General features: G+C 72.6%; 22 protein-coding genes. 18 read left to right on the top strand and 4 right to left on the bottom strand.

Translation table 11 applies throughout. The features are described 5' to 3' along the window. Positions 1-6: 6 nt before the first annotated feature. Together FH715_RS07560 and FH715_RS07555 are read right to left on the bottom strand one after the other, a co-directional pair. Positions 7-573: an AAA family ATPase gene (locus FH715_RS07560; protein WP_139642075.1), complete on the bottom strand. Its 567-nt coding sequence runs from the start codon at positions 571-573 to the stop codon at positions 7-9. Then, positions 570-1,277, bottom strand: coding sequence for a DinB family protein (locus tag FH715_RS07555; RefSeq protein WP_139642073.1), 708 nt, complete (start codon positions 1,275-1,277; stop codon positions 570-572). The genes FH715_RS07560 and FH715_RS07555 overlap by 4 nt, the downstream gene beginning before the upstream one ends. Positions 1,278-1,423: 146 nt before the next feature. On the opposite strand from FH715_RS07555, the gene FH715_RS07550 reads away from it, so the two are divergent. From FH715_RS07550 to idi, 16 genes are all read left to right on the top strand, one after another. Next, positions 1,424-2,086, top strand: coding sequence for a response regulator transcription factor (locus FH715_RS07550; protein ID WP_139642070.1), 663 nt, complete (start codon positions 1,424-1,426; stop codon positions 2,084-2,086). Between the two features lie 32 nt (positions 2,087-2,118). Further along, positions 2,119-3,531 carry a sensor histidine kinase gene (locus FH715_RS07545; protein ID WP_246108615.1) on the top strand — a complete coding sequence of 471 codons (1,413 nt, stop codon included), beginning with the start codon at positions 2,119-2,121 and terminating at the stop codon, positions 3,529-3,531. Between the two features lie 152 nt (positions 3,532-3,683). Then, positions 3,684-3,971 (top strand): hypothetical protein, encoded by a 288-nt coding sequence (locus FH715_RS28120; RefSeq protein WP_170184666.1) that lies wholly within the window; start codon positions 3,684-3,686, stop codon positions 3,969-3,971. A gap of 161 nt (positions 3,972-4,132) precedes the next feature. After that, positions 4,133-4,951, top strand: a complete 819-nt coding sequence (locus tag FH715_RS07535; protein WP_139642069.1) for a helix-turn-helix domain-containing protein — start codon at positions 4,133-4,135, stop codon at positions 4,949-4,951. A gap of 252 nt (positions 4,952-5,203) precedes the next feature. Further along, positions 5,204-6,274 (top strand): iron-siderophore ABC transporter substrate-binding protein, encoded by a 1,071-nt coding sequence (locus FH715_RS07530; RefSeq protein WP_139642067.1) that lies wholly within the window; start codon positions 5,204-5,206, stop codon positions 6,272-6,274. After that, complete coding sequence (locus FH715_RS07525) at positions 6,271-7,332, top strand: FecCD family ABC transporter permease (protein ID WP_139642064.1); 1,062 nt, start codon at positions 6,271-6,273, stop codon at positions 7,330-7,332. Before FH715_RS07530 ends, FH715_RS07525 begins: the two co-directional genes overlap by 4 nt. Then, positions 7,329-8,384, top strand: coding sequence for a FecCD family ABC transporter permease (locus tag FH715_RS07520; protein WP_139642062.1), 1,056 nt, complete (start codon positions 7,329-7,331; stop codon positions 8,382-8,384). The genes FH715_RS07525 and FH715_RS07520 overlap by 4 nt, the downstream gene beginning before the upstream one ends. Beyond that, positions 8,381-9,250 carry an ABC transporter ATP-binding protein gene (locus FH715_RS07515; RefSeq protein WP_139642059.1) on the top strand — a complete coding sequence of 290 codons (870 nt, stop codon included), beginning with the start codon at positions 8,381-8,383 and terminating at the stop codon, positions 9,248-9,250. The genes FH715_RS07520 and FH715_RS07515 overlap by 4 nt, the downstream gene beginning before the upstream one ends. Positions 9,251-9,861: 611 nt before the next feature. Further along, the gene (locus FH715_RS07510) at positions 9,862-10,329 is read left to right on the top strand and encodes a hypothetical protein (RefSeq protein WP_246108614.1); all 468 of its coding nucleotides are present in this window, start codon (positions 9,862-9,864) and stop codon (positions 10,327-10,329) included. After that, positions 10,326-10,529 (top strand): MerR family transcriptional regulator, encoded by a 204-nt coding sequence (locus tag FH715_RS07505; protein WP_139642057.1) that lies wholly within the window; start codon positions 10,326-10,328, stop codon positions 10,527-10,529. Before FH715_RS07510 ends, FH715_RS07505 begins: the two co-directional genes overlap by 4 nt. 824 nt (positions 10,530-11,353) lie before the next feature. Beyond that, positions 11,354-12,421: a type III polyketide synthase gene (locus FH715_RS07500; RefSeq protein ID WP_211367479.1), complete on the top strand. Its 1,068-nt coding sequence runs from the start codon at positions 11,354-11,356 to the stop codon at positions 12,419-12,421. 101 nt (positions 12,422-12,522) lie between these two features. Beyond that, positions 12,523-13,086 carry a cupin domain-containing protein gene (locus FH715_RS07495; RefSeq protein ID WP_139642054.1) on the top strand — a complete coding sequence of 188 codons (564 nt, stop codon included), beginning with the start codon at positions 12,523-12,525 and terminating at the stop codon, positions 13,084-13,086. Then, positions 13,083-14,243, top strand: coding sequence for a DegT/DnrJ/EryC1/StrS family aminotransferase (locus FH715_RS07490; protein WP_139642052.1), 1,161 nt, complete (start codon positions 13,083-13,085; stop codon positions 14,241-14,243). Before FH715_RS07495 ends, FH715_RS07490 begins: the two co-directional genes overlap by 4 nt. After that, a complete protein-coding gene (locus tag FH715_RS07485; protein WP_170184665.1) occupies positions 14,240-15,238 on the top strand; it encodes a class I SAM-dependent methyltransferase in 999 nt (332 codons plus the stop codon). Before FH715_RS07490 ends, FH715_RS07485 begins: the two co-directional genes overlap by 4 nt. Positions 15,239-15,298: 60 nt before the next feature. After that, entirely contained in the window at positions 15,299-16,213 is a 915-nt protein-coding gene (locus FH715_RS07480) for an aromatic prenyltransferase (RefSeq protein ID WP_139642050.1), read from the top strand. A gap of 107 nt (positions 16,214-16,320) precedes the next feature. Then, the gene (idi, locus tag FH715_RS07475; protein WP_139642047.1) at positions 16,321-16,893 is read left to right on the top strand and encodes an isopentenyl-diphosphate Delta-isomerase; all 573 of its coding nucleotides are present in this window, start codon (positions 16,321-16,323) and stop codon (positions 16,891-16,893) included. 60 nt (positions 16,894-16,953) lie between these two features. On the opposite strand, the gene wrbA is transcribed toward idi, so the two are convergent. Together wrbA and FH715_RS07465 are read right to left on the bottom strand one after the other, a co-directional pair. After that, the gene (gene wrbA / locus FH715_RS07470) at positions 16,954-17,562 is read right to left on the bottom strand and encodes an NAD(P)H:quinone oxidoreductase (protein WP_139642045.1); all 609 of its coding nucleotides are present in this window, start codon (positions 17,560-17,562) and stop codon (positions 16,954-16,956) included. Between the two features lie 156 nt (positions 17,563-17,718). Continuing rightward, a complete protein-coding gene (locus FH715_RS07465) occupies positions 17,719-18,093 on the bottom strand; it encodes a DoxX family protein (RefSeq protein WP_139642043.1) in 375 nt (124 codons plus the stop codon). Positions 18,094-18,323: 230 nt separating this feature from the next. On the opposite strand from FH715_RS07465, the gene sigJ reads away from it, so the two are divergent. Continuing rightward, on the top strand, positions 18,324-19,262 hold the full coding sequence (gene sigJ / locus FH715_RS07460) for an RNA polymerase sigma factor SigJ (RefSeq protein ID WP_139642041.1): 939 nt from the start codon (positions 18,324-18,326) through the stop codon (positions 19,260-19,262). 115 nt (positions 19,263-19,377) lie between these two features. Beyond that, positions 19,378-20,964: a class I adenylate-forming enzyme family protein gene (locus tag FH715_RS07455; RefSeq protein ID WP_139642039.1), complete on the top strand. Its 1,587-nt coding sequence runs from the start codon at positions 19,378-19,380 to the stop codon at positions 20,962-20,964. The last annotated feature ends 10 nt before the right edge of the window (positions 20,965-20,974 follow it).

The raw sequence follows: 20,974 nt of genomic DNA, 5'->3' as shown, positions 1-20,974 counted from the left end.
CGCCGTTCAGCTCGCCGCGGCGCCCAACCCGGAGTCCGACAGCACCCGTTCCACCGTCTCGGCGCTGCCGCTCGTCTCCGGCACCACCGTCTCGACCCCGCCCGGCAGCAGGTCGAGCGGCCGGTACCAGCCGCGCAGCTCGGCCTCCCCGTACTCCGCCACCTGCGGCTTGCCGGCGTGGCGGAGGAGCGTCTCGTCGAAGGAGACGTCGAGGTAGTAGTGGTGCGTCGGCCCCCGGTGGTCCCGGCGCAGGGCCTCCAGCATGGGCCCGTAGTGGGCGGCGTACAGGATGCCCTCGACGAGCACGTGGTACCCGTGCTCCAGCGCGTAACGGGCGACCGTGTCGATCAGGCCGATGTTCACCCCGTCGGGGACGTCACGCTCGCGCAGCACGACGCGCCGCAGGTTGTCCTGCCCGACCAGGGCGATGCCGCGCCCGTGCCGGCGTCTGACCTCGGCGGCGACGGTCGACTTGCCGGAGGCCGAGTTCCCCCTGAGCACGACCAGTCGGGTCGTCTCCGAGCCGACGGCGGTCCCCGCGGTCGCGGCGGCCCAACCGGCCCAGGGGGTCATCGGACGCGGGCCCGGAACAGGTCGCGGAGCAGGGCGATTTCGGCCATGTGGTGGATGAACTCCAGGTTCGCGCCCCCCAGCACGCTGGCATAGGTGTCGTCCGCGTCGGAGGCGTAGGGATAACGGGAGAAGCCGACGGTGTCGAGCTGCTCCTCGGTGACGGTGGCGACGCTTTCACGCCAGCGGTCGATCGTCTCCCAGAAGCGCGCCAGCGCCAGCTCGGCGGAGGGCGTGAAGTCGACCAGCGTCTTCGGCTCGCGCCGCCGGCCGAACGCCCACTCCCAGCCGCCCTCGAAGTGGAAGTGCAGATGGCCGAGCCGCCAGGCGATCGTCGTCACGTGCGTCGGCCCGGGCTCTGGGTCCCCCCGGTGCGCCAGGACCTCCTCCACCCGCTCGACGCCGACGCTCCAGTCCTCGGCGATCTTCGCGACGGTCATGCCGCCGGCGGCCTGCCGAGCGACCTCGGCGTACTCGCTCGGCGGGATGTCCGGGAGGCCCTGGTCGAGCACCCACTCCCCCGGCCCGAACGCCCTCGGCGTCCTCGCCTCGGCCCGGCGCCGGACGGACCAGCAGTCCGGCACCGGCTCCCACAGGTACTCCTCGTCACCGAGCCCGGTCAGCCGGACCCCGGCCATCTCCCTGGCCTGGTCGAACTGCGCGAGAAGCAGCCCCAGTCGGGTGTCCCGCGTGCCCGTGGTCCCCACTTCGGCCCCTCACCCCTCACCTTCCGGTCCTCGCACCCCCGCGCCGCGCCGGCGGTCGGGCGCCCCTGACGCCCAGCGTGGCCGACGGCGAGGGTCGGCGCGAGTCTTTATATCTCTGTAACAGGCGGCCTGATGGCATGAGGGGCATGAGGGTTCTGATTGCCGAAGATCACCGGGTGTTGGCCCGCACCGTCGCCAAGGGGCTGCGTCGCGCGTCGATCGCGGTCGACGTGGCGGAGACGGGCGACGAGGCCGAGCGGATGTGCCAGCTGACCGACTACGACGTGCTCGTTCTTGACCGGGACCTTCCGGTGATGACCGGGGACGAGGTGTGCCGGAGAGTGCGGCGGCTGCCGCGTCCGCCCCGCGTCCTGATGCTGACGGCGGCAGGAGACCTCTCGGAGAAGATCTACGGCCTGGAGGAGTTGGGCGCCGACGACTACATGGCGAAGCCCTTCGACTTCCCCGAGCTGCTGGCCCGCGTCCATGTGCTGCACCGACGCGCGCCGACGCCTCCGCCCTCGGTGCTGCGGAGCGGCCGGATAGAGATGGACCACAACCGCCACCAGGTGCTCGTCGACGGCCGGCCGGTCGACCTCACCCCGAAGGAGTTCGCCGTGCTCCACCTGCTGTTGGCCTCGGGGGGCGAGCCGGTCTCGCGTCGCGAGCTGGTGCGCACCGTCTGGGACGAGCATCTCGACCCGGAGACCAGCGCCGTGCGCGCCACGGTCAGCCGGCTGCGGACGAAGCTCGGCGGCCCCGGCACCATCACCGCCCACACCGGTCGCGGCTACCGGCTCACCTCGTGAACGGGAAGGGCGCGGTGGCGGAGGACGGAGCCGTGGCGGAGGACGGAGCCGTGGAAGACGCCGGAGCGGCGCGCGGGGCGGGGAACGGGCCGGAGGGCTCGGGGAGTCGGGGCGCGCGGGGCGGGGGACGCTGGTCGCGGCTGCCGTTCGTGACCCGGCTCGCGTTGGGCTTCGGCGGCCTCTTCCTGCTGTCGGGGACCGCCCTGCTGGCGTTCGTCGTCGCGCTGGCACGCCACGGGACGGCTTCCCGCTCCTCGGGCATCGCCGTCGCGCTGGACGAGGACGCCCAGGACTGGCCGCGGGACACGACCGGCTATCTGCCGACCGAGGAGGGCGATCCGCGGGAGGGCTCGGGGCCGGCGGAGACCTCGGGGCCGACGGAGACCTCGGGGCCGACGGAGACCTCGGGGCCGACGGAGTCCTCCGGCGCGGGCGACGCCGGCACCGCCGGCGGGGAGTTCGCGGGGGGCGAGGTCTCGCTACAGGCCCTCAACTCGACCATCCAGTCGGTGCGGGAGACCGCGGTGGAGCAGATGCTGGTCTGGTCGGGCATCGGGCTGCTGCTGATGACCGTTCTGGTGGTGCTCACCGGCCGCTGGCTGGCCCGGCGCGCGCTGCGGCCGGTGACCGCCGTGACCGACACGGCGCTGCGGATCAGCGAGACCAGTCTGGACCGGCGCCTCGACCTGCCGGGCCCCGACGACGAGTTGCACCATCTGGCCGACGCGTTCGACTCGATGCTGGCACGGCTCCAGGCCGCCTTCGACAGCCAACGCCGCTTCGTGGCCAACGCCTCCCACGAGCTGCGCACCCCGCTCGCCGCCCAGCGCGTCAGCATCGAGGTCGGCCTGGCCGACCCCCTCCCCGAGCATCTCGTGGAGACCCGGGAGGACCTGCTCACCACCAACCGCGAGGCGGAGCGGCTCATCGCCTCGCTGCTGGTCCTCTCGCGCGGCGAGCGCGGGTTGGAGCACAGGGAGGAGGTGGCGCTGGCCGAGACGACCGAGGAGGCGGTCGACGGGCTGCGCCGCGTCGCCGAGGAGAAGGGGCTGGCGCTGCGCACCCGGCTGAGCGATCCCGGGCGGGTCACGGGGGATCCGGTGCTCCTGCGCCATCTCGTGGTCAATCTGGTGGGCAACGCCCTCCAGTACAACCGCCCGGGGGGCCACGTCGAGGTGACGCTGGACGGCGCGACCCTGACGGTCGCCAACACCGGCGCCCCCGTCCCCGCCGACCAGGTAGACGGGCTCTTCGAGCCGTTCCGCCGCCTCGGGCAGGACCGCGTCGGCACGACGGGGCACGGGCTCGGCCTGTCCATCGTCCGTTCCATAGCGAGGGCCCACGGGGCCGCGCTCCGCGCCGAGCCGGGCCCGGACGGCGGGCTCGCGATCACCGTCGAATTCGCGCGCGAGCCGGCCCGAAGGGCCGTTGTCACGGCCGGATAAGGAAAGTCGCCCCAAGGTCGTGCGTCCGTTTACCGGGCTGAACGTGGGCCCGCGATGTGATGGAGGCACGAACACGGCGAACGGTCGAGTTCGGGAACCGACACAGTGCACAGCGGGAAGCGCGGTGCACACCAGGAAGCAGGGAGCCCGTCATGCGCAAGTTCAAGGTTGTGGGGATCATCGCCTCGTCCGTCGCCGCCCTCGGCCTGACCGCCCTCGCCGCCACCTCCGCCAACGCCTCCGACGGCGCCGAGGAGAAGCCGGCCACCTCCGGCCAGACCGAGTCCGGCCCCACCCAGCCCGGCGAGGGCGACATCGACCTCGGCCCCGGCGTCAGCGTGAAGAAGAACGAGGACGGCTCGATCGACCTCACCCAGCTCACCCAGGAGGAGGTCGAGGAGGCGGACGGCTGGGAGCCGGTCACCCCGCCCGCCGAGTAACACTCGCGCCGAGTAACACCCCCGCGACCTGCGGGAGTCGGGCAGGCCCGCATGGTCCGCGCGCGCGAGCGGACCACGCGGCCCCACTCCGGCAACCGCCTGCGCCAACCGCCTGCACCGGCCGCCCACGGGCGTCGCCCGGCGGCGCCTAAGCTGGGCGAATGCCCGCCGCGACCTCCGCATCCGCCGCCAGCGACGGGGCACGCAGGGAGCGGGAGACCCGCAGGCTGCCGTCGTATCCGCCGGGCGCCGTGGACGCGCCGTTCGTGATCAGGTGCTACGACGAGGTCGTGGAGTGCGACACCACCTGGGACGCGCACTCCCACCGTTCGCACGAGTTGCTGTGGAACGAGCGGGGCGCCTCCACCGCCGTGGTGGGTTCGCGGGTGTGGACCATCACGCCGACGCTGGGGCTGTGGATGCCGGCCGGCACGCTCCACTCGGGGTCGGCGATAGCGGGGACCTGGTTCCGCGCCAGCTTCTTCGGCTTCGTCGGCACCACCTCGATCTCCGAGGTGCCGGTGGCCGTGGAGATCACCCCGCTGCTGCGGCTGTTGCTGGAGCGGCTCGCGGAGCCCGGCCTCGCGCCGGCCTCGCGCTCGGTGACCGAGGCGATGGTGCTGGACGTGGTCACGCCGTCCCCGCACGCGCTGTTGACCCGGATGCCGGTCTCGTCGCTGCTGCGCCCCATCGCCGACGCGGTCCGGGAGAACCCCGGCGACCAGCGGACCCTCGCCCGTTGGGCCTCCGAGCTCGGGGTGAGCTCGCGGACCGTGGCGCGCGCGTTCACCGCCGAGACCGGCACCAGCTTCGTGCGCTGGGTCGCCTCGGTGCGCGCCCGGCACGCCGTGGAGTTGCTCACACGCGGCTGGGAGGTCGACGCCGTCGCCCAGGCCGTCGGCTACCAGTCGGCGAGCGCCTTCGGCGCGGCGTTCCGCCGCACAACGGGCCTGACCCCAGGGGCGTTTCGGTCCCGTTGAGGCCCCCGCCCGGGTCGACGGGCGCGCCCCTCCCGGTCGTTCGCCCCGCCGGGCGCCGTCCTCTTCTGTCCTCTTCGCGACAGCGGCTGTCCCGAAAGGTCGATTGCGACACCCGCACCACTTCCCTAAGGTACGGGCAAGGTAAGCCTTACCTAACCCCCTACCCCAGTACGGTGCACCGCTCCACGGCCGCGTCCCGCGACCCGTTTGCGAGGTCCGGCACCCAGACCCACGGAAGTGGAGCACGGAACGATGCGTTCACCCCGCCTCCCCCTACTCGCCGTGGCGGCGGTCCTGTTGGGGCTCACCGCCTGCGGTTCCTCCGACTCCGACGGCGACGGCGCCTCGGGCTCCGACTCGGGCGCGGGCTCCGGGGACGGAAACGCGGGCGGCGACTCCGACGCGTTCCCCCTCACCATCGAGCACGCCCTCGGCGAGACCACCCTGGAGTCCAAGCCGGAGCGGGTGGCCACCGTCAACTGGGCCAACCACGAGGTGCCGCTGGCCCTCGGCGTCGTCCCCGTCGGCATGGCCGCGGCGAACTTCGGCGACGATGACGACGACGGCGTGCTGCCCTGGGTGAGCGAGAAACTGGAGGAGCTGGGCGCCGAGACGCCGACGCTCTTCGACGAGACCGACGGCATCGACTTCGAGGCCGTCGCCGACACCCAGCCCGACGTGATCCTCGCCGCCTACTCGGGCCTCACCGAGCAGGACTACGAGACGCTCAGCGAGATCGCCCCCGTCGTCGCCTACCCCGACGCCCCCTGGGCGACCCCGTGGCGGGAGATCGTCCGCGTCAACAGCCAGGCCATCGGCATGGCGGACGAGGGCGAGGAGCTGATCGCCGACGTGGAGGGCCAGATCGAGGCCACCGTCGCCGACTACCCGCAGCTGGAGGGGAAGTCGGCGATGTTCATGACGCATGTCGACCCCAACGACGTGAGCCAGGTCGGCTTCTACACCACGCACGACACCAGGACCCTCTTCTTCGAGGACCTGGGGATGACCACCCCGGAGAGCATCGCCGGCGCCTCCGAGGGCACCGACCAGTTCGCGCTGACCCGCAGCGCCGAGCAGATCGACCTCTTCGACGACGTCGACATCATCACCGGCTACGGCGACGACACCGGCGAGTTGCTCCAGACGCTGGAGAACGACCCGCTGCTGTCCCGCATCCCGGCCGTCGAGCGCGGCTCGGTCTTCCTGCTGCCCGGCAGCAGCCCGCTGGCCACGGCGGCCAACCCGACGCCGCTGTCGATCTCCTGGGTGCTGGAGGACTACGTGTCGGCGCTCGCCGAGGCAGCGGAACGCGTCGAATGACGGACGCCGCCCCCACCACGGCGGCCACGACCGAACGCCAGCCGGACGCCGCCCCCGCGCGGCGTCCGGCGCGCGTGCGGTCGCTGTGGCTGCTGGCCGTGGTCGCGGTGCTGGCCGCGACCGTGCTGGCCTCCTTCGCCTTCGGCTCGCGGACCGTGCCCTGGTCCGACGTGTTCGCCGCGCTCGGCGGCTCCGAGGAGTCGCTGGAACAGGCGGCCGTCGCCAAACGCGTGCCCCGCACGCTGCTGGCGATCCTGGTCGGCGCGGCGCTCGGCCTGGCCGGCGCGGTGATGCAGGGCGTCACCCGCAACCCGCTGGCCGACCCCGGCATCCTCGGCGTCAACATGGGCGCCTCGCTCGCGGTGGTGGTCGGCGTCGCCTACTTCGGGCTCACCTCGCCGACCGGCTATGTCTGGGTCGCGATGGCCGGCGCCGCCGTCGCGGCCGGCTTCGTCTACACCGTCGGCTCCCTCGGGCGCGGCGGCGCCACCCCGCTGAAGCTGGCGCTGGCCGGGGCCGCCACGTCGGCCGCCTTCGCCTCGCTGGTCAGCGCCGTGATGCTGCCGCGCAACGACATCGCGGGCGGCTTCCGGCTGTGGCAGGTCGGCGGCGTGGGCGGCGCCAGCTACGAACGGCTCGGCCACATCTGGCCGTTCCTCGCCGTCGGCTTCGCGATCTGCCTGCTGTCGGCCAGGGCGCTGAACTCCCTGGCGCTCGGCGACGAACTCGCCGCCGGCCTCGGCGAACGCGTGGCACGGGCGCGGGCGACGGCCGCCGTCGGTGCCGTGGTGCTGTGCGGAACGGCGACCGCCGCCGCCGGGCCGATCGCGTTCGTCGGGCTGGTCGTTCCGCACGCCTGCCGGCTGCTGGTCGGGGTCGACCACCGCTGGCTGCTGCCGTTCTCGGCGCTGGCCGGCGCGACGCTGCTCACGGCGGCCGACGTGATCGGTCGCGTGATCGCCCGCCCGGCCGAGGTCGAGGTCGGCATCGTGACGGCGCTGTTGGGCGCGCCGTTCTTCCTCCACATCGTCCGCCGCAAGAAGGTGCGTGCCCTGTGAGCGCCCCCGCCACGAGCCCGCCGTCGACCACGCTGCGCGCCGTCGTCCGGGGCAGGACGCGGCGCGCCGCCCGGCGCCGACTCGTCGTCCTGGTCCTGCTGGCCCTGGTGGTGGCCGGGTTTGCCGCGAGCCTGATGTACGGGAAGACGTACTACCCGCCCGGGGAGGTGCTGCGGGTGATCGGCGGCGAGCGGGTGCCGGGCGCCTCGTTCACCGTCGGCCGACTGCGGCTGCCGCGCGCCGTGTTGGCGGTCGTCGCGGGGTTCAGCTTCGGGCTGGCCGGCGTCACCTTCCAGACGATGCTGCGCAACCCGCTGGCCAGCCCCGACATCATCGGCATCAGCGCGGGCGCCAGCGCCGCCGCGGCCGTCGCGATCGTGACGCTGTCGCTGAGCGGGACGGCCGTCTCCGTGCTGGCGATCGCCGCCGGCCTCGGCGTCGCGCTGCTGGTCTACGGGCTGGCGTTCAAGGACGGGGTGGTCGGCACCCGGCTGATCCTGATCGGCATCGGGATCTCCGCGATGCTCGACAGCGTCACCTCCTATGTCCTCTCCCGCGCCGCCGAGTGGGACCTCCAGGAGGCGATGCGCTGGCTGACCGGCAGCCTCAACGGCACCACCTGGGAGGAGACCGTGCCGGCCGTCGTCGCGCTGGCCGTGCTCGCGCCGGTGCTGCTGGCGTGCGGGCGCGACCTGGGGGCGCTGCGGCTGGGCGACGACACGGCCGCGGCGCTCGGGGTGCGGGTCGAACGCACCCGGATCACGTTGATCGTCGCGGCCGTCGGGCTGATCGCGTTCGCGACGGCGGCGGCCGGGCCGATCGCGTTTGTCGCGTTCCTCTCCGGGCCGATCGCCGCCCGGCTGGTGGGGCCGGGCAGCTCGCTGCTGGTCCCTGCGGGGCTGGTGGGGGCGCTGCTGGTGCTGGCCGCCGACTTCGTCGGGCAGTTCGCGTTCGACCACCGCTACCCCGTCGGCGTCGTCACCGGGGTGCTCGGCGCCCCCTATCTCCTCTATCTGATCATCCGCACCCACCGGTCGGGAGGCTCGCTGTGACCTTGACCCACCGCCTCGCCGCCGAGCGTCTGACGCTCGGCTACGGCGACCGCGTCGTCATCTCCTCCCTCGACCTGGCGGTGCCGCCGGGCGAGATCACGGTGATCGTCGGCGCCAACGCCTGCGGCAAGTCGACCCTGCTGCGGTCGATGACCCGGCTGCTGGCCCCGCGCGAGGGCCGGGTCGTGCTGGACGGCAAGGCGGTGCACCGGCTGCCGGCGAAGGAACTGGCCCGCACCCTGGGCCTGTTGCCGCAGTCGCCGGTGGCGCCCGAGGGCATCACCGTCTCCGACCTGGTGGGCCGCGGACGCCACCCGCACCAGGGCGTCTTCTCACGGTGGAACGCGGAGGACGACGCGGCCGTCGCGGCGGCGCTCGACGCCACCCACACCGCGGAACTCGCCGACCGCGCCGTCGACGAGCTCTCCGGCGGGCAGCGGCAACGGGTGTGGATCGCGATGGCGTTGGCGCAGCAGACGGACCTGCTGCTGCTGGACGAGCCGACGACGTTCCTCGACGCCAGCCACCAGGTCGAGGTGCTCGACCTGCTGACCGACCTCAACCACGCGCGCGGCACCACGGTCGTGATGGTGCTGCACGACCTCAACCTCGCGGCCCGCTACGCGGACCATCTGATCGCCGTCGCCGACGGCGCGCTGCACGCGGCGGGGACGCCGGGGGAGGTGCTGACGGAGGCGACGGTCAAGGCGGTCTTCGGCCTGGACAGCCGGGTGATCGAGGACCCGGTCTCGGGCCGCCCGCTGATGCTGCCGATCGGCCGCCACCACTCGGGGGGCGCCGACGCGGGGGCGACCCCCTCGGGGGCGGCGCCCGACCGCTCCGCGGGGGCTCGCGACGCCGGTTAGGTCTCCGCCGGACCGGTCAACGCGACGGCCCGGCGGGGGCGTTGACCGGCGGTCCGGTTCAGGCCAGCCCGCCGGCTCCACGCCCGTGGGCTGGCGAGTATCCGCCAACCGCGAGGGGCGCCCCTCGATCGGAACAAACCAGAACATATCGCCGACGAAATTACCCCGAAAGACATCTCACGCATCCGTGCGCGCATCGCCCGGGGAGAGGTGGCCAGGAGGACTATTGACGAGCGCCCTCAATCTCGATGATCGTGGGGCAGCCTTCTCAGATCTTCGCGCGAGGCGAGCGAGGGACGCTTTGACAAGTGGCCCCATTCCCGCACGCCTTGGCCCGTGCTCCCTCCACACGCCAGGAGGGGACCGGCACGGACAGAAGGGCTGAGGACCGACCGGGGCATGTCGAAGGGGGAATCTTGATAAGACTTGGGCTTTGCCAGGCCGCCTCGTGCCGAAGCGGCAACGGCGGCGCCACGACCGGGGGGCGGGGAAGCGTCGACGGAAGCGGGCAGTTATGCCCGGACTGTCGGAACCGCCTCGTAAGTGACCTGCTGAACATACCTATTCTTTACTCGGACTGCAACCGGGGCCTGAACCCGAAAGTGGTGCGGGTGATACGGAAGACGCCGCGCAGGGGCGTGGCACACGACTCGATAAGCTCCGTCGCCACCGAGATCAGGTCGGCCATGCGGGGAACGCTGGCCTCCTGGGCCGGACTTGTCGCTGAGGAACACCGTCTCGCGCGCCCGGCCCGCGACGTCTCCGCCCTCTCCCGTTACCTCTGTCGCCATATCGAGTGGCTGAGCCGACATCCCGCCGCCGGTGAACTCGTGGACGAGATCAGCGAACTCACGCGGAAGGCTCACGAGGTCGCCTATTCCGAACGCGTGCGCCGCGTCTCCCTGGGACGCTGCCCGGCCCCCGGCTGTGACGGGGAACTGGTCGCCCAGATGCGTTCCCGTGACGACGTCACGCCCTCGGAAATCGCCTGCTCCGTCTCCTCACAGCACGCGTGGCCGGCCACGAGTTGGGCCCGGCTCGCGCGCCAGGTCCGTGGCGGGCAAGGGGGCGGCGCGTGAATTCCCAGGGTCCGGCGGCCGGGCTGACCGTCAATGACATCGCCGCACTCTGGAAGGTCCCCAAGGGGACCATCTACCGCTACGCGCACACCTATCGGTGGCGCCGGTACACCGACACCGGCCGCACCTACTACCATCCCGACGACGTCACCACGACTTTCGACGACTTGAACGACAGGCCGGACAGGGGAAGAAGCTAGCCCTCCCGATCCTCCGTGGCCGGGTCGACCGCCCCGCCGAAGAGAAACCGGCACCAACCCGAACGGCCACCATTCGCATGGGAATGGTGGCCGTTCGCACAGCCTCCCACCTCGTGGACAAGCCGCCGACAACCCGTCGGGCAGCGGATATCGGAACGAGCGGCGCGACGCTTTCGCGTAGTCGTGACAGGGCCGTCGCAGCGCCGCGGAATCGCCGCCGAAACGCGCGGCGCTCCGGCGTCCGGCTCGTCGCGTCGGGCCACCGCATTCGCCGGCCCGACGATCCCCCGGGGTCGGTTCCGCGAGCGGCGCGACCGCCCGGACCGCGAACCGGGAAGAGTCCGTCCACACCTTGACAGTCCAGGGGCGAAGAACCTATACATACAATCACCGCCCGGCCTCTGCCCTCCCCCGCGAGCGCGCGCCTCCGCCGCCGCCGGCCCCCGGGCGACACGGGCGTAGAGCAGCCCGCCCCCACGGCCACTCCCCGCCGCCCCGCGACCTCGCCCGAGGCCGGCGCGGGCCGCCACACGTGTCGGCCACCATCGCCACGCGCTCCGTTCACCTGCGGAAACCGCGTGTTCCCCGCGCCGTGGGGCCCCTCCCCCGCGGTCCCGACGCGGACCAGCCACCGCCCCACCGGCCCCGGGACCTGCCCGCCCGTCCCGGCCGCGCCGTCCCCCCGACACGCCCCGAGCGTGCCCCCACGTCCCGAGCACACGAGCGCCCGGCCGAACACGCCCGGGCGCACCGAGATCACCGCGAGAGAACGGCGCGTGGAGAAGGCAGATTCCAGGAAACGCCACAGAAAGTAGATCCTCGATATGGCAAGGCTCTGTAGGCCGTCGGTGAGTGTGCCGGAACACGTCATCACACTGGAGGAGACGCTGGACTTCGCCCGGAGGGTCCACGCGGGAAAGCCCCAACTTCCGCTGGCCCTGCGGCTCATCAGAAACACGGGGGTACGGAAGCGTCATCTGGTGCAGCCCGTCGAGAAGACACTCCGGCACCCGGGCCTTGAGGAGCGGAACCGCGTCTACGAGGCCGAGTCGAAGAAACTGTGCCCACCGGTCGTCGAACAGGCGCTGCGCAACGCGGAACTGGGACCGCGCGACATCGACGCGATCGTCTACGTGTCCTGCACGGGCTTTCTGATGCCGTCGCTCACCGCCTGGCTGATCAACGCGATGGGGTTCCGCTCCGACACCCGCCAGATACCCATCGCGCAGTTGGGCTGCGCGGCGGGGGGATCGGCCATCAACCGGGCCCACGACTTTCTGACGGCCTATCCCGAGGGCAATGTCCTCATCGTCTCCTGCGAACTCTGCTCCCTCTGCTACCAACCGACGGATGACGATGTCGGTTCCCTGCTCTCCGACGGCCTCTTCGGCGACGCCGTCGCCGCCGCCGTGGTCCGTGGAAAGGGCGGCACGGGGGTGACGCTGGAAAGGAACGCCTCCCATCTCATTCCGCACACCGAGGACTGGATCTCCTACGCGGTGCGGGACACCGGATTCCATTTCCAGCTCGACCGCCGCGTCCCGGGAACGATGGAGCCACTCGCCCCCGTGTTGCGCGGCCTGGCGGCGGACCACGGATGGGACATCCGCAATCTGGACTTCTATGTGGTGCACGCCGGCGGCCCCCGAATTCTGGACGATCTGAGCAGGTTTCTCGATGTCGACCGCAAGATGTTCCGGCACAGTTGGGCGACGCTGACCGAATACGGAAACATCGCCAGCGCGGTCGTGCTCGACGCGCTGCTGCGGCTGTTCGACGAGGACACCCCGATGCCGGGGGCCACGGGCGTGATCGCCGGATTCGGCCCAGGAATCACCGCCGAGATGGCGGTGGGCCGCTGGGGTCAGGGGACGGCCCTGGCCGCTGAGTGAAGTACGCGCCGCCCCCTGGGAACAGCCACGCTCCCCCGTCCCCCGAGAAAGCCAGGGCACCACGGAGAACCGTCCACACCGACGACAGGAAAGCACTGACCATGACCGGTCTCATACTTCCGACGGGCGAGGGGCGAAAGCTCGTCACCCCCATGCAGGAGGTGACCTTCAAGGTCACCGAGGCGGACGGCTCTTCGATATCCGTGTTCGAGGTGGTGGTACCGCCGGGATTCGATGTCGGCGCCCACACCCATCGGAAGTCACAGGAACTCTTCTACGTTCTCGAAGGGGAGTTGGAACTCCTCGCCTTCGAACCGTCGAAACGCACGGAGGACACCTGGCACGACTGGGAGTCGCCCGAGGGCGACCGCCCGGTGCGGGCCGGGGCCGGCGCGTGCATGTTCGTGCCGCCCGGTACCCCGCACGCGTTCCGCAACCCGACCGACCGACCGGCGCGGATGCTCTTCCAGAGCGCGCCCTCGCCCGACCACGAGCGGTACTTCGAGGAGATCTGCCGGATCTTCGACGCGGGTGGCCCGCCTGACCGGGAGGCGGTCGCCGCGCTCCGCGACCGCTACGACGTCACGCAGCTCACGCCGCTGCGCTTCGAGCCCCCGACGCCGGCCGCCGGCCGGGGCGTCGCGACGGTGGAGGCCGCGGGATGACGGCCGAGGTGAACCGGGACCAGCACGTCGACCTCGTCCACGCGAGCCTGGGCGAACGGGAGTTGGCCGCGGTGGCGGAGGTGTTCGCCAGCGGCTGGCCGGCGGGCCAGGGCCCGCGCGGCAAGGCGCTGGAGAGCGAACTGGCGGAACGTTACGGCGTTCCCGGCGCGGTCGCGACGAGCAACTGCGGCGCCGCGCTCCATCTCGCCCTGCTGGCGCTCGGGGTGCGCGAGGGCGACGAGGTGATCGTCGCCGACTACACCTTTCCCGCGCCGGCGCACGCCGTGCGCTGGGTCGGCGGGACCCCCGTCTTCGCCGACGTGCGGGCCGACACCGGGACCGTCGACCCGGACGCGGTCGCCGACCTGGTGGGCCCGCGCACGGTCGGTGTGATCGCGGTGGACACCGTCGGACTCCCCGCCGACTACGCCGAGTTGAACGAGATCGCCGAGCGCCGCGGGTTGTTCCTGGTGGAGGACGCGGCCTGCGCGGTGGGCGCGACCTACCGGGGCGCGCCGGCGGGCGCCCTGGCGCCCGTGGCCTGCCTTTCCTTCCACGGCCGCAAGGGCGCCACCAGCGGGGAGGGCGGCGCGCTGCTGACGGCGGACCCCGCGCTGGCCGCCGACGCGCGGGTGCGGTCGTCGTTCGGCATCGGGAGCATCTTCGACCAGGCGCGGGTCGTGGGCCTGCCGATCCCCGAGTTCACCGAGATCGGCTACAACTACAAGCTCTCCGACATCGCCGCCGCGATCCTCGGCGTGCAACTGGAGCGGGTCGGGGAGCTGCGGGAGCGGCGCCACGCCGTGGCCGCGCGGTACGCCGAGCTGCTGGCGGAGGAGGAGCTGCTCACACTGCCCTCGGTGCCGGACGACCGCACCCACGCCTGGCAGTCGTACATGGTGACGCTCGACCCGCGGCTGGACCGCGCGGCGGTCGCCGCCCGGCTGCGGGCGCGGGGCGTCGGCTGCGGCCACGGCACCTGGGCCTCCCACCTCCAGCCGGTCTACGGCACCGACCAGAAGTGCCCGGTCTCCGCCGACCTGTTCGCCAGGAACCTGGCCATCCCCATGCACGCCGAGCTGACCGAGGCGCAGACCGAACGGGTCGCCTTCGCGCTGCGCGACGCGCTGTCCCACGAACGGAAGGGAGCGGCATGAGCGACGAGTCCCCCACGCCCGACGGCGTGATGCGGCTGATCAACGGCTACTGGGCCACCGGCATCGTCGGCGCCGCGGCGACGCACGCGCTCTTCACCCATCTCGAAGCGGGCGCGACCACGGCCGACGAGGTGGCGAAGCTCGCCGAGATCTCCCCGCGCGGCGCCCAGACCCTGCTGGACGGGCTGGTGAGCCTCGGCCTGGTCGAGCTGCGGGACGGTGGCTACCGCAACTCGCCCGAGGCGTCCGCGTTCCTGGTGCGGGGGAGGCCGGCGGACCTGAGCGCCTTCGCCCGGCTGAAGCTGGACCACATGGGCGGCATGGTGGACCTGCCCGAGGTGGTCAGGGCCGGCGGCCCCGTGGCCGACCCGACGACCGAGGTGGCGGACAACCCGCACTGGGCCGAGGTGGTGCCGGCCATTGCCGCGCAGTCGGTGCCGGTCGCCGAACTGGCCGCCGAGGAGCTGGGGTTGGCGAAGGCGGGACCGGTCTCGATCCTCGACGTGGGCGGCGGCTCCGGCATCTACTCGGCGATCTGGCTGGGCCTCAACCCCGAGGCGCGGGCGACGCAGTTGGACTGGGCGCCGATCAACGCGCTGGCCCGCCGGCTGGTCGCCGAGCGGGGCGTCGGCGACCGTTTCCGCTGCGTCGACGGTGACCTGCACACCACGCACTTCGGCACGGCCGTCCACGACGTCGCGGTGTACTCCCATATCGCGCACCAGGAGGGTCCCGAGGAGAACATCGCGATCCTGACCCGGCTGCGGCGCGCGCTGCGGCCCGGCGGGACGTTGGTGATCTGCGACTACGTGGTGGAGGACGACCGTTCGGGCCCGCCGTTCCCGCTGGTCTTCGCCTCGGAGATGCTGCTGAAGAGCGGGCGGGGCGGGACGTGGCGCCGCGCGGACTACCGCGCCTGGCTCGCCGAGGCGGGCTTCGACGAGGTCACCTTCCGGCCGACCCCGTCGCCGGCCACCCTGGTCCTCGCCCGATAGCGGGCCCGCCGCCGACCGGCGGCCCGTACATCCCCGCCGAGACGGACACCTGGAGGACGCATGTCCGAGAACGCGGCGCTGGCGCGTGTCCACGCCGATATCGAGAAAGCGGCCGGACTGTTGGGCGTTCCGTGCGAACGTGCGAAGGTCCGCACGATCCTCGACGCCTACGAGGAGCATGTCGCGCGGTCCGTCATCGCCTTCCGGGTGGCGACGGGGGCGCGGAACGCGGGCGATCTGGACTGCCGTCTCACGATGTTCCCGCCCGATACCGATCCCTACGCGACGGCTTTGGCGCACGATCTCACGCCGAAGACGGACCATCCCGTGGGTGGCCTTCTCGGGGAGATCCACAGGCAATTCCCTGTCGACACCTCGGGAATAGACTTCGGGGTCGTCGGCGGTTTCAAGAAGACCTGGTCGTTCTTTCCAGGGGACGCGCTGCAACGGGTGGAGCCGCTGGCCGAGCTGCCGTCGATGCCTCCCGCGCTGGGCGAGAACCTGGAGTTCCTCACGCGCCACGGGCTGGCCGACCGGGTCAGCCTGGTGGGGATCGACTACCGGCACCGCACGGTCAACACCTATTTCGGAAACGCGCCGTCCGTCTGTTTCGAACCGGGGACTATGCGCGCGATCCTGCGGGAAATCGGGCTGCCCGAGCCGAGTGAGAGGCTGCTGCGTCTCGGCCGTGAGGCGTTCGGCATCTACACCACGTTCGGATGGGACTCCCCGCGCGTCGAACGTATCTGCTTCGCCGCGATGACCCGGGACCCGTTGACGCTACCGGTCCGTATCGAACCGGAGATCGAGCATTTCCTGCGGCACTATCCGCACGAGGGCGACGACCGCAGATCCGTGTACGCCATCACCGCGGCGCCCGACGGGGAGTACCACAAAGTCCAGGCGTACTATCAGTGGCGGGCTCAGATGCTGGACATCATGTTGTTGTCGGACTCCGAAGAGGACGGCGGCTAGGTCTTTCGACCGCCTCAACCCCGGTGGGTGTACGGGACCCACCGCTGTGGGCCTTCGACTCCGGCCGGCACGGCGCCGCCCGGTACCAGACAGACGGGTGGCGCAGGATGAGCAGTCGGGAAGCGCAGCTGGTGGAGCTGGTCGACACGGACGGCGCGGCCACCGGGTCCGCCACCGTCGCCGAGGCGCACACCCCGCCGGGGCGGCTGCACAGGGCGTTCTCGGTGCTGCTGCTCGACGAGGACGGGCGCATGCTGGTGCAGCGACGGGCCGAGGTCAAGACGCGGTTCGCGCTGCGCTGGGCCAACGCCTGCTGCGGGCACCCGTCTCCCGGCGACACCCTGGTCGAGGACGCCGAGCGGCGGCTGGCCGAGGAGATCGGCGTGCGGGGCGCGGCGCTGCACCGCGCCGGGGTCTACGTGTACCGGGCGGAGGACCCGGCGACCGGCCGGGTCGAGCACGAGTACGACCATGTGCTGGTCGGCCGGGTGCCGGTCGGCACGGAGCTGAGCCCGGACCCGGAGGAGGTCGCCGACGTCCGGTGGGTCCCGCCGGCGCGGCTGCGCCGCGAACTGGCCGACGACCCGGAGCACTTCGCGCCGTGGTTCGCCGGGGTGCTCGGGGTGGCCAGCGCGGCGGCCGACCGGCTGCCGGCCGCCGCCGCGCTGGCCGCCGAGTAGGCGGCGGCCGGTCGCGTCCCGGGGCGGCCCCGGGACGCGTGGCCGTGTTCCGCCCCGTGGTCAGCCGGCGCGGCCGGCCCGGAGCGCGGCCGTGGTCTCCACGACGCGTCTGGCCTGGTAGCGAGCGGCCTTCAGCGTGGTCTCGCCGGGCGGGCCTTCGCCCGCCACGTGCGAGGTGCCGTACGGGTTGCCCGTCTGGAACTGGACGGGGTCGGTGTAGCCGGGCGGCACGATGACGCCGCCCCAGTGGTAGAAGACGTTGGCCAGCGCCAGCAGGGTGGACTCCTGCCCGCCGTGGGCGGTGCCGGAGGCGGTGAAGGCGGAGTAGACCTTGTCGGCCAACGCGCCCTCGTGCCACAGCCCGCCGGCGCTGTCCAGGAACGACTTCAGCTGCGCCGACGGGTTGCCGAAGCGGGTCGGGGTGCCGAGGAGCACCGCGTCGGCCCAGGCCAGGTCGTCCAGGGTGGCCACCTCGACGTGCGCGGTCTCCTCCAGGTGGCGGCCCCACGCGGGGTTGGACGCGACGGCCTCGGGCGGGGCCTGTTCGGCGACCCTGCGCAGCCGCACCCGGGCCCCGGCCTTCTCGGCGCCCTCGGCGGCGGCCTCGGCCAATGCGTGCACGGTGCCGGTGGCGCTGTAGTAGATGACGGCGGTACTCACGGGTTCCACGGTCGGCTTCTCCCTCTCACGGGTCGCTTGTTCAGGGGTCGCTTGCTCAGGGGTCGCTTGCTCAGGGGTGGCCTGCTCAGGGGGCCTGCTCACGGGGTGGCCCGTCCCGCGCTGGCGACTCGGCCGGGGCGGGGCGGGGCGGAGCGGCAGGAGGGTTCAGAAGGAGTGGGGACCGAAGCGACCCCAGGCGACGAAGGCCGCGACGGCGATCAGCACGACGTTCACCACGATCGACTGGGCCTCCTTGCGGCGTCCGTGCACCACGATCGCGCCGATCATCAACAGCACGATCCCGACGGCGGCCAGCGGCACCAGCACCGGCGCGATGTCGACCGCGGCCGGCAGCACGAGCCCGATGCCGGCCAGCAGCTCCAGGGCGCCGATGCCCTTCACCGCGTTGTCGGAGAAGTCGTCCGCGAAGCCGAAGCCCGAGGCGGCCAGCTTCTCCCTCGACTGGACCAGTTTCATGGCCCCACCGGCCAGAAAGGCCACGGCCAGCACGCTCGCGACGATCCACAGGGCGACGTTCATGACGGTTCTCCTCGAAAGCTCGGGACGGGTCGGGACGGTGAGCGGCTCCGGGACCGGAGCCGGCCCCGACCGGCGCCCGTCCCCCGCCAGGGCGGGCGGGGGACGGGGAACCGGCCGGTCACCCTTACGACGAAGCGGCGCCTCGTAATGTGAGGTGAGGTGCGTCGCGACCCGGAAGCCGTCGCCCCGTGCCCCCGAACGAGACGCCGACGGACGGGAGTTGAGGAGCGATGAGCACTTCGCAGGGGGAGGAGGCCGCGGGCCCCCCGGTCGACCGGGAGCCGGGCGCGGTGCCGCGTGAGCGGCGGCAGTTGATCAACGTCGCCTACCGGCTGCTGGGTTCGCTGGCTGACGCCGAGGACGTCGTGCAGGAGACCTATGCCCGCTGGTACGCCCTGACCCCCGAGCAGCGGGACGCGATCGCCTCGCCCGGCGCCTGGCTGACCCGGGTCGCCAGCCGCGTCTGCCTCGACCTGCTGGGCTCGGCCCGGGCGCGGCGGGAACGCTATGTGGGCGAGTGGATTCCCGAACCGCTGCCGGACCGCGCGGAGTGGGCCGAGGGGCGGCCGGCCGCCTCGACCGTCGACCCCGCGGACCGGGTCACCCTCGACGAGTCGGTCAACATGGCCTTTCTCGTGGTGCTGGAGGCGATGACGCCGGCGGAGCGGGTGGCGTTCATCCTGCACGACGTCTTCCACTACCCGTTCGCCGAGGTGGCCGAGATCGTCGGCCGGTCCCCCGCCGCGTGCCGTCAGCTGGCCTCCTCGGCCAGGCGCCGCATCCGCGCCCGGCGCGCGCCGGAGGCCACCGTCGCGCAACGCGCGGCCGTCGTGCGCCACTTCAAGCGGGCCTGGGAGGCCAAGGACATCGAGGCCCTGATCGGGCTGCTCGACCCGGAGGTCAGCACGGTCGCGGACGGCGGCGGCATCGTCAGCGCCGAACCCCACCCGGTCGAGGGGGACGAGCGGGTCGCCCGGGTCTTCGTCGACATCGCCGAGCGCGCCCCGGACCTCAGCATCCTGGAGCGCACGGTCAACGGCCAGCCGGGACTGGTGGCCCGCCAGGGCGACGCACTGGTGGTGGTGCTGGCACTGGACGTGGTCGGCGACCGCGTCACCCACATCTGGGCGATGCGCAACCCGGAGAAGCTGCGCCCCTGGACGACCTGACCGCCCCACCCGCCCCGTCACACGCACGCCCCCGGCCCGGCCGGGGGCGTGCGTCGTGTGCCCGCGCGCCACCGGCCCGCCGGTTCACCGCACACCGCGAAGGAGACAGTCAAGGATGAAGGGCCTGTCCATCCACAAGGCGATACGGAAACACGGCCTCGCGCTCGGCGTCGTGCCGGAGCGAGCCGCGGCCAGGGACGGCACCACGTCGCTGACCCTCGACCACGACCTCGACGTCCTGCCGGAGGCGGGGCGGCGGCTGACGGTCGCCGAACTGGCCGGCCACGTCGACGACCTGGCCGCCCGGCTGTGGGCCGCCGGGGTGCGGCCGGGCGGGCGGGTCGCCGTCCACAAGAGCGCCAACTTCGACGTCTGGATACTCGCCACGGCCAGCTCCCGGATCGGCGCGGTCCCGGTGATGCTCTCGCCGCACCTGGACGGCACGACGGTGGGCGCGCTGCTGGCGCGGCTGGAGCGGCCGACGCTGCTGACCGACGTGGACACCCTCGACCGGCTGGCCGGGGTGCCGCTTCCGAAGCTGACGGAACGGGTGCTGGTCGTCGCGGGCGAACGGCCCGGCGCCGCCGCGCTGGACGCGCTGGCCGGCGCCCCGCGGGTCGAGGCGCGGTTCCGGCCCGTCGACGAGGCCGCGATGATCACCCACACCTCGGGCACCACGGGGCTGCCGAAGCTGGTGGTGCACACGCCGCGCACCATGGGCTCGCGGCTGGTCCCGCAGTGGCATCTGCTGTCGATGACCAGGATGCGGGAGACGGTGGCGGTGCACATCTCCTTCGTGCACTCGCGGATGTTCGCGGCGATGTCGCTGGCGCTGCTCAAGCGGATCCCGGTGCTGCTGCTGCGCGACCCGGACCCCGAGCATGTCGCCGCGGAGTTCGTGCGGCACCGGCCCGGGTTCGTCGAGGCGCTGCCCAACTCCCTGATGGAGTGGGAGGGGCTGGCCGACGATCCCCGCCGCCCGTTCTCCTCGGTGAAGTGCTTCAGCAGCACCTTCGACGCGATACATCCCCGGACGATGAGCCGGTTGCTGCACGCCTCGGACCGGAAGGCGCCCGTCTTCTTCCAGATCTACGGCCAGAGCGAGGTGGGCCCCGCCGTCGGCCGCCCCTACTTCCGGCGGACGGCCCACGAGGCGGACGGCCGCTGCGTGGGCTTCCCCTGGCCGGGGTCGGCGAAGGTGCGGCTGGTGAGCCGGAACGGGCGGCCGGTGTCCCCGAGCAACCCCGGCTTCATCGAGGTCGGTTGGGACGGCCTGGCCAAGACGTACCACGGCGAGCAGGAGCGTTACGACGAGAACCGCCGCGGCGACTGGTGGCGCACCGGAGACGTCGGCTTCCGCTCCCGGCTGGGCTGTCTGCACATGCTGGACCGCGAGGTCGACATGATCCCCGGGGTGCGCAGCGTGCTGGAGGTCGAGGACCAGGTGCTCGGCGAACTGACCGAGCTGAGCGAGCTGGTCGTGGTGCGCGGCCCTGACGAGCGGCCGGTGCCCGTGGTCTGCACCCACGAGGACGAGCCGCTGGACCCCGAGCGGTGGCGGGCAGCGGCGGCCGGCTTCCCGCAGCTGGCCGAGCCGGTGCACATCCCGCAGGCCGAACTTCCCAGGACCGCCACGTTGAAGGTGCGGCGGACCGAGCTGTCGCGCCGGCTCCGGGAAGAGCGGGGGCTGACGGCGCGGTGACGACGACAAC

The sequence above is a fragment of the Streptomyces sedi genome (assembly GCF_006335015.1).
Taxonomy (GTDB): domain Bacteria; phylum Actinomycetota; class Actinomycetes; order Streptomycetales; family Streptomycetaceae; genus Streptomyces; species Streptomyces sedi.
The sequence above is the reverse complement of the archived record's forward strand: the minus strand, read 5'-3'. Positions and strand labels throughout refer to the sequence as shown.

Coding starts and splice junctions, on each gene's coding strand:
- FH715_RS07550 (WP_139642070.1), top strand. CDS start 1,424: ATGAGGGTTCTGATTGCCGAAGATCACCGGGTGTTGGCCCGCACCGTC.
- FH715_RS07495 (WP_139642054.1), top strand. CDS start 12,523: ATGACCGGTCTCATACTTCCGACGGGCGAGGGGCGAAAGCTCGTCACC.
- FH715_RS07490 (WP_139642052.1), top strand. CDS start 13,083: ATGACGGCCGAGGTGAACCGGGACCAGCACGTCGACCTCGTCCACGCG.
- FH715_RS07530 (WP_139642067.1), top strand. CDS start 5,204: ATGCGTTCACCCCGCCTCCCCCTACTCGCCGTGGCGGCGGTCCTGTTG.
- FH715_RS07500 (WP_211367479.1), top strand. CDS start 11,354: ATGGCAAGGCTCTGTAGGCCGTCGGTGAGTGTGCCGGAACACGTCATC.
- FH715_RS07480 (WP_139642050.1), top strand. CDS start 15,299: ATGTCCGAGAACGCGGCGCTGGCGCGTGTCCACGCCGATATCGAGAAA.
- FH715_RS07465 (WP_139642043.1), bottom strand. CDS start 18,093: ATGAACGTCGCCCTGTGGATCGTCGCGAGCGTGCTGGCCGTGGCCTTT.
- sigJ (WP_139642041.1), top strand. CDS start 18,324: ATGAGCACTTCGCAGGGGGAGGAGGCCGCGGGCCCCCCGGTCGACCGG.
- FH715_RS07485 (WP_170184665.1), top strand. CDS start 14,240: ATGAGCGACGAGTCCCCCACGCCCGACGGCGTGATGCGGCTGATCAAC.
- FH715_RS07535 (WP_139642069.1), top strand. CDS start 4,133: ATGCCCGCCGCGACCTCCGCATCCGCCGCCAGCGACGGGGCACGCAGG.
- FH715_RS28120 (WP_170184666.1), top strand. CDS start 3,684: ATGCGCAAGTTCAAGGTTGTGGGGATCATCGCCTCGTCCGTCGCCGCC.
- FH715_RS07455 (WP_139642039.1), top strand. CDS start 19,378: ATGAAGGGCCTGTCCATCCACAAGGCGATACGGAAACACGGCCTCGCG.
- FH715_RS07560 (WP_139642075.1), bottom strand. CDS start 573: ATGACCCCCTGGGCCGGTTGGGCCGCCGCGACCGCGGGGACCGCCGTC.
- idi (WP_139642047.1), top strand. CDS start 16,321: ATGAGCAGTCGGGAAGCGCAGCTGGTGGAGCTGGTCGACACGGACGGC.
- FH715_RS07525 (WP_139642064.1), top strand. CDS start 6,271: ATGACGGACGCCGCCCCCACCACGGCGGCCACGACCGAACGCCAGCCG.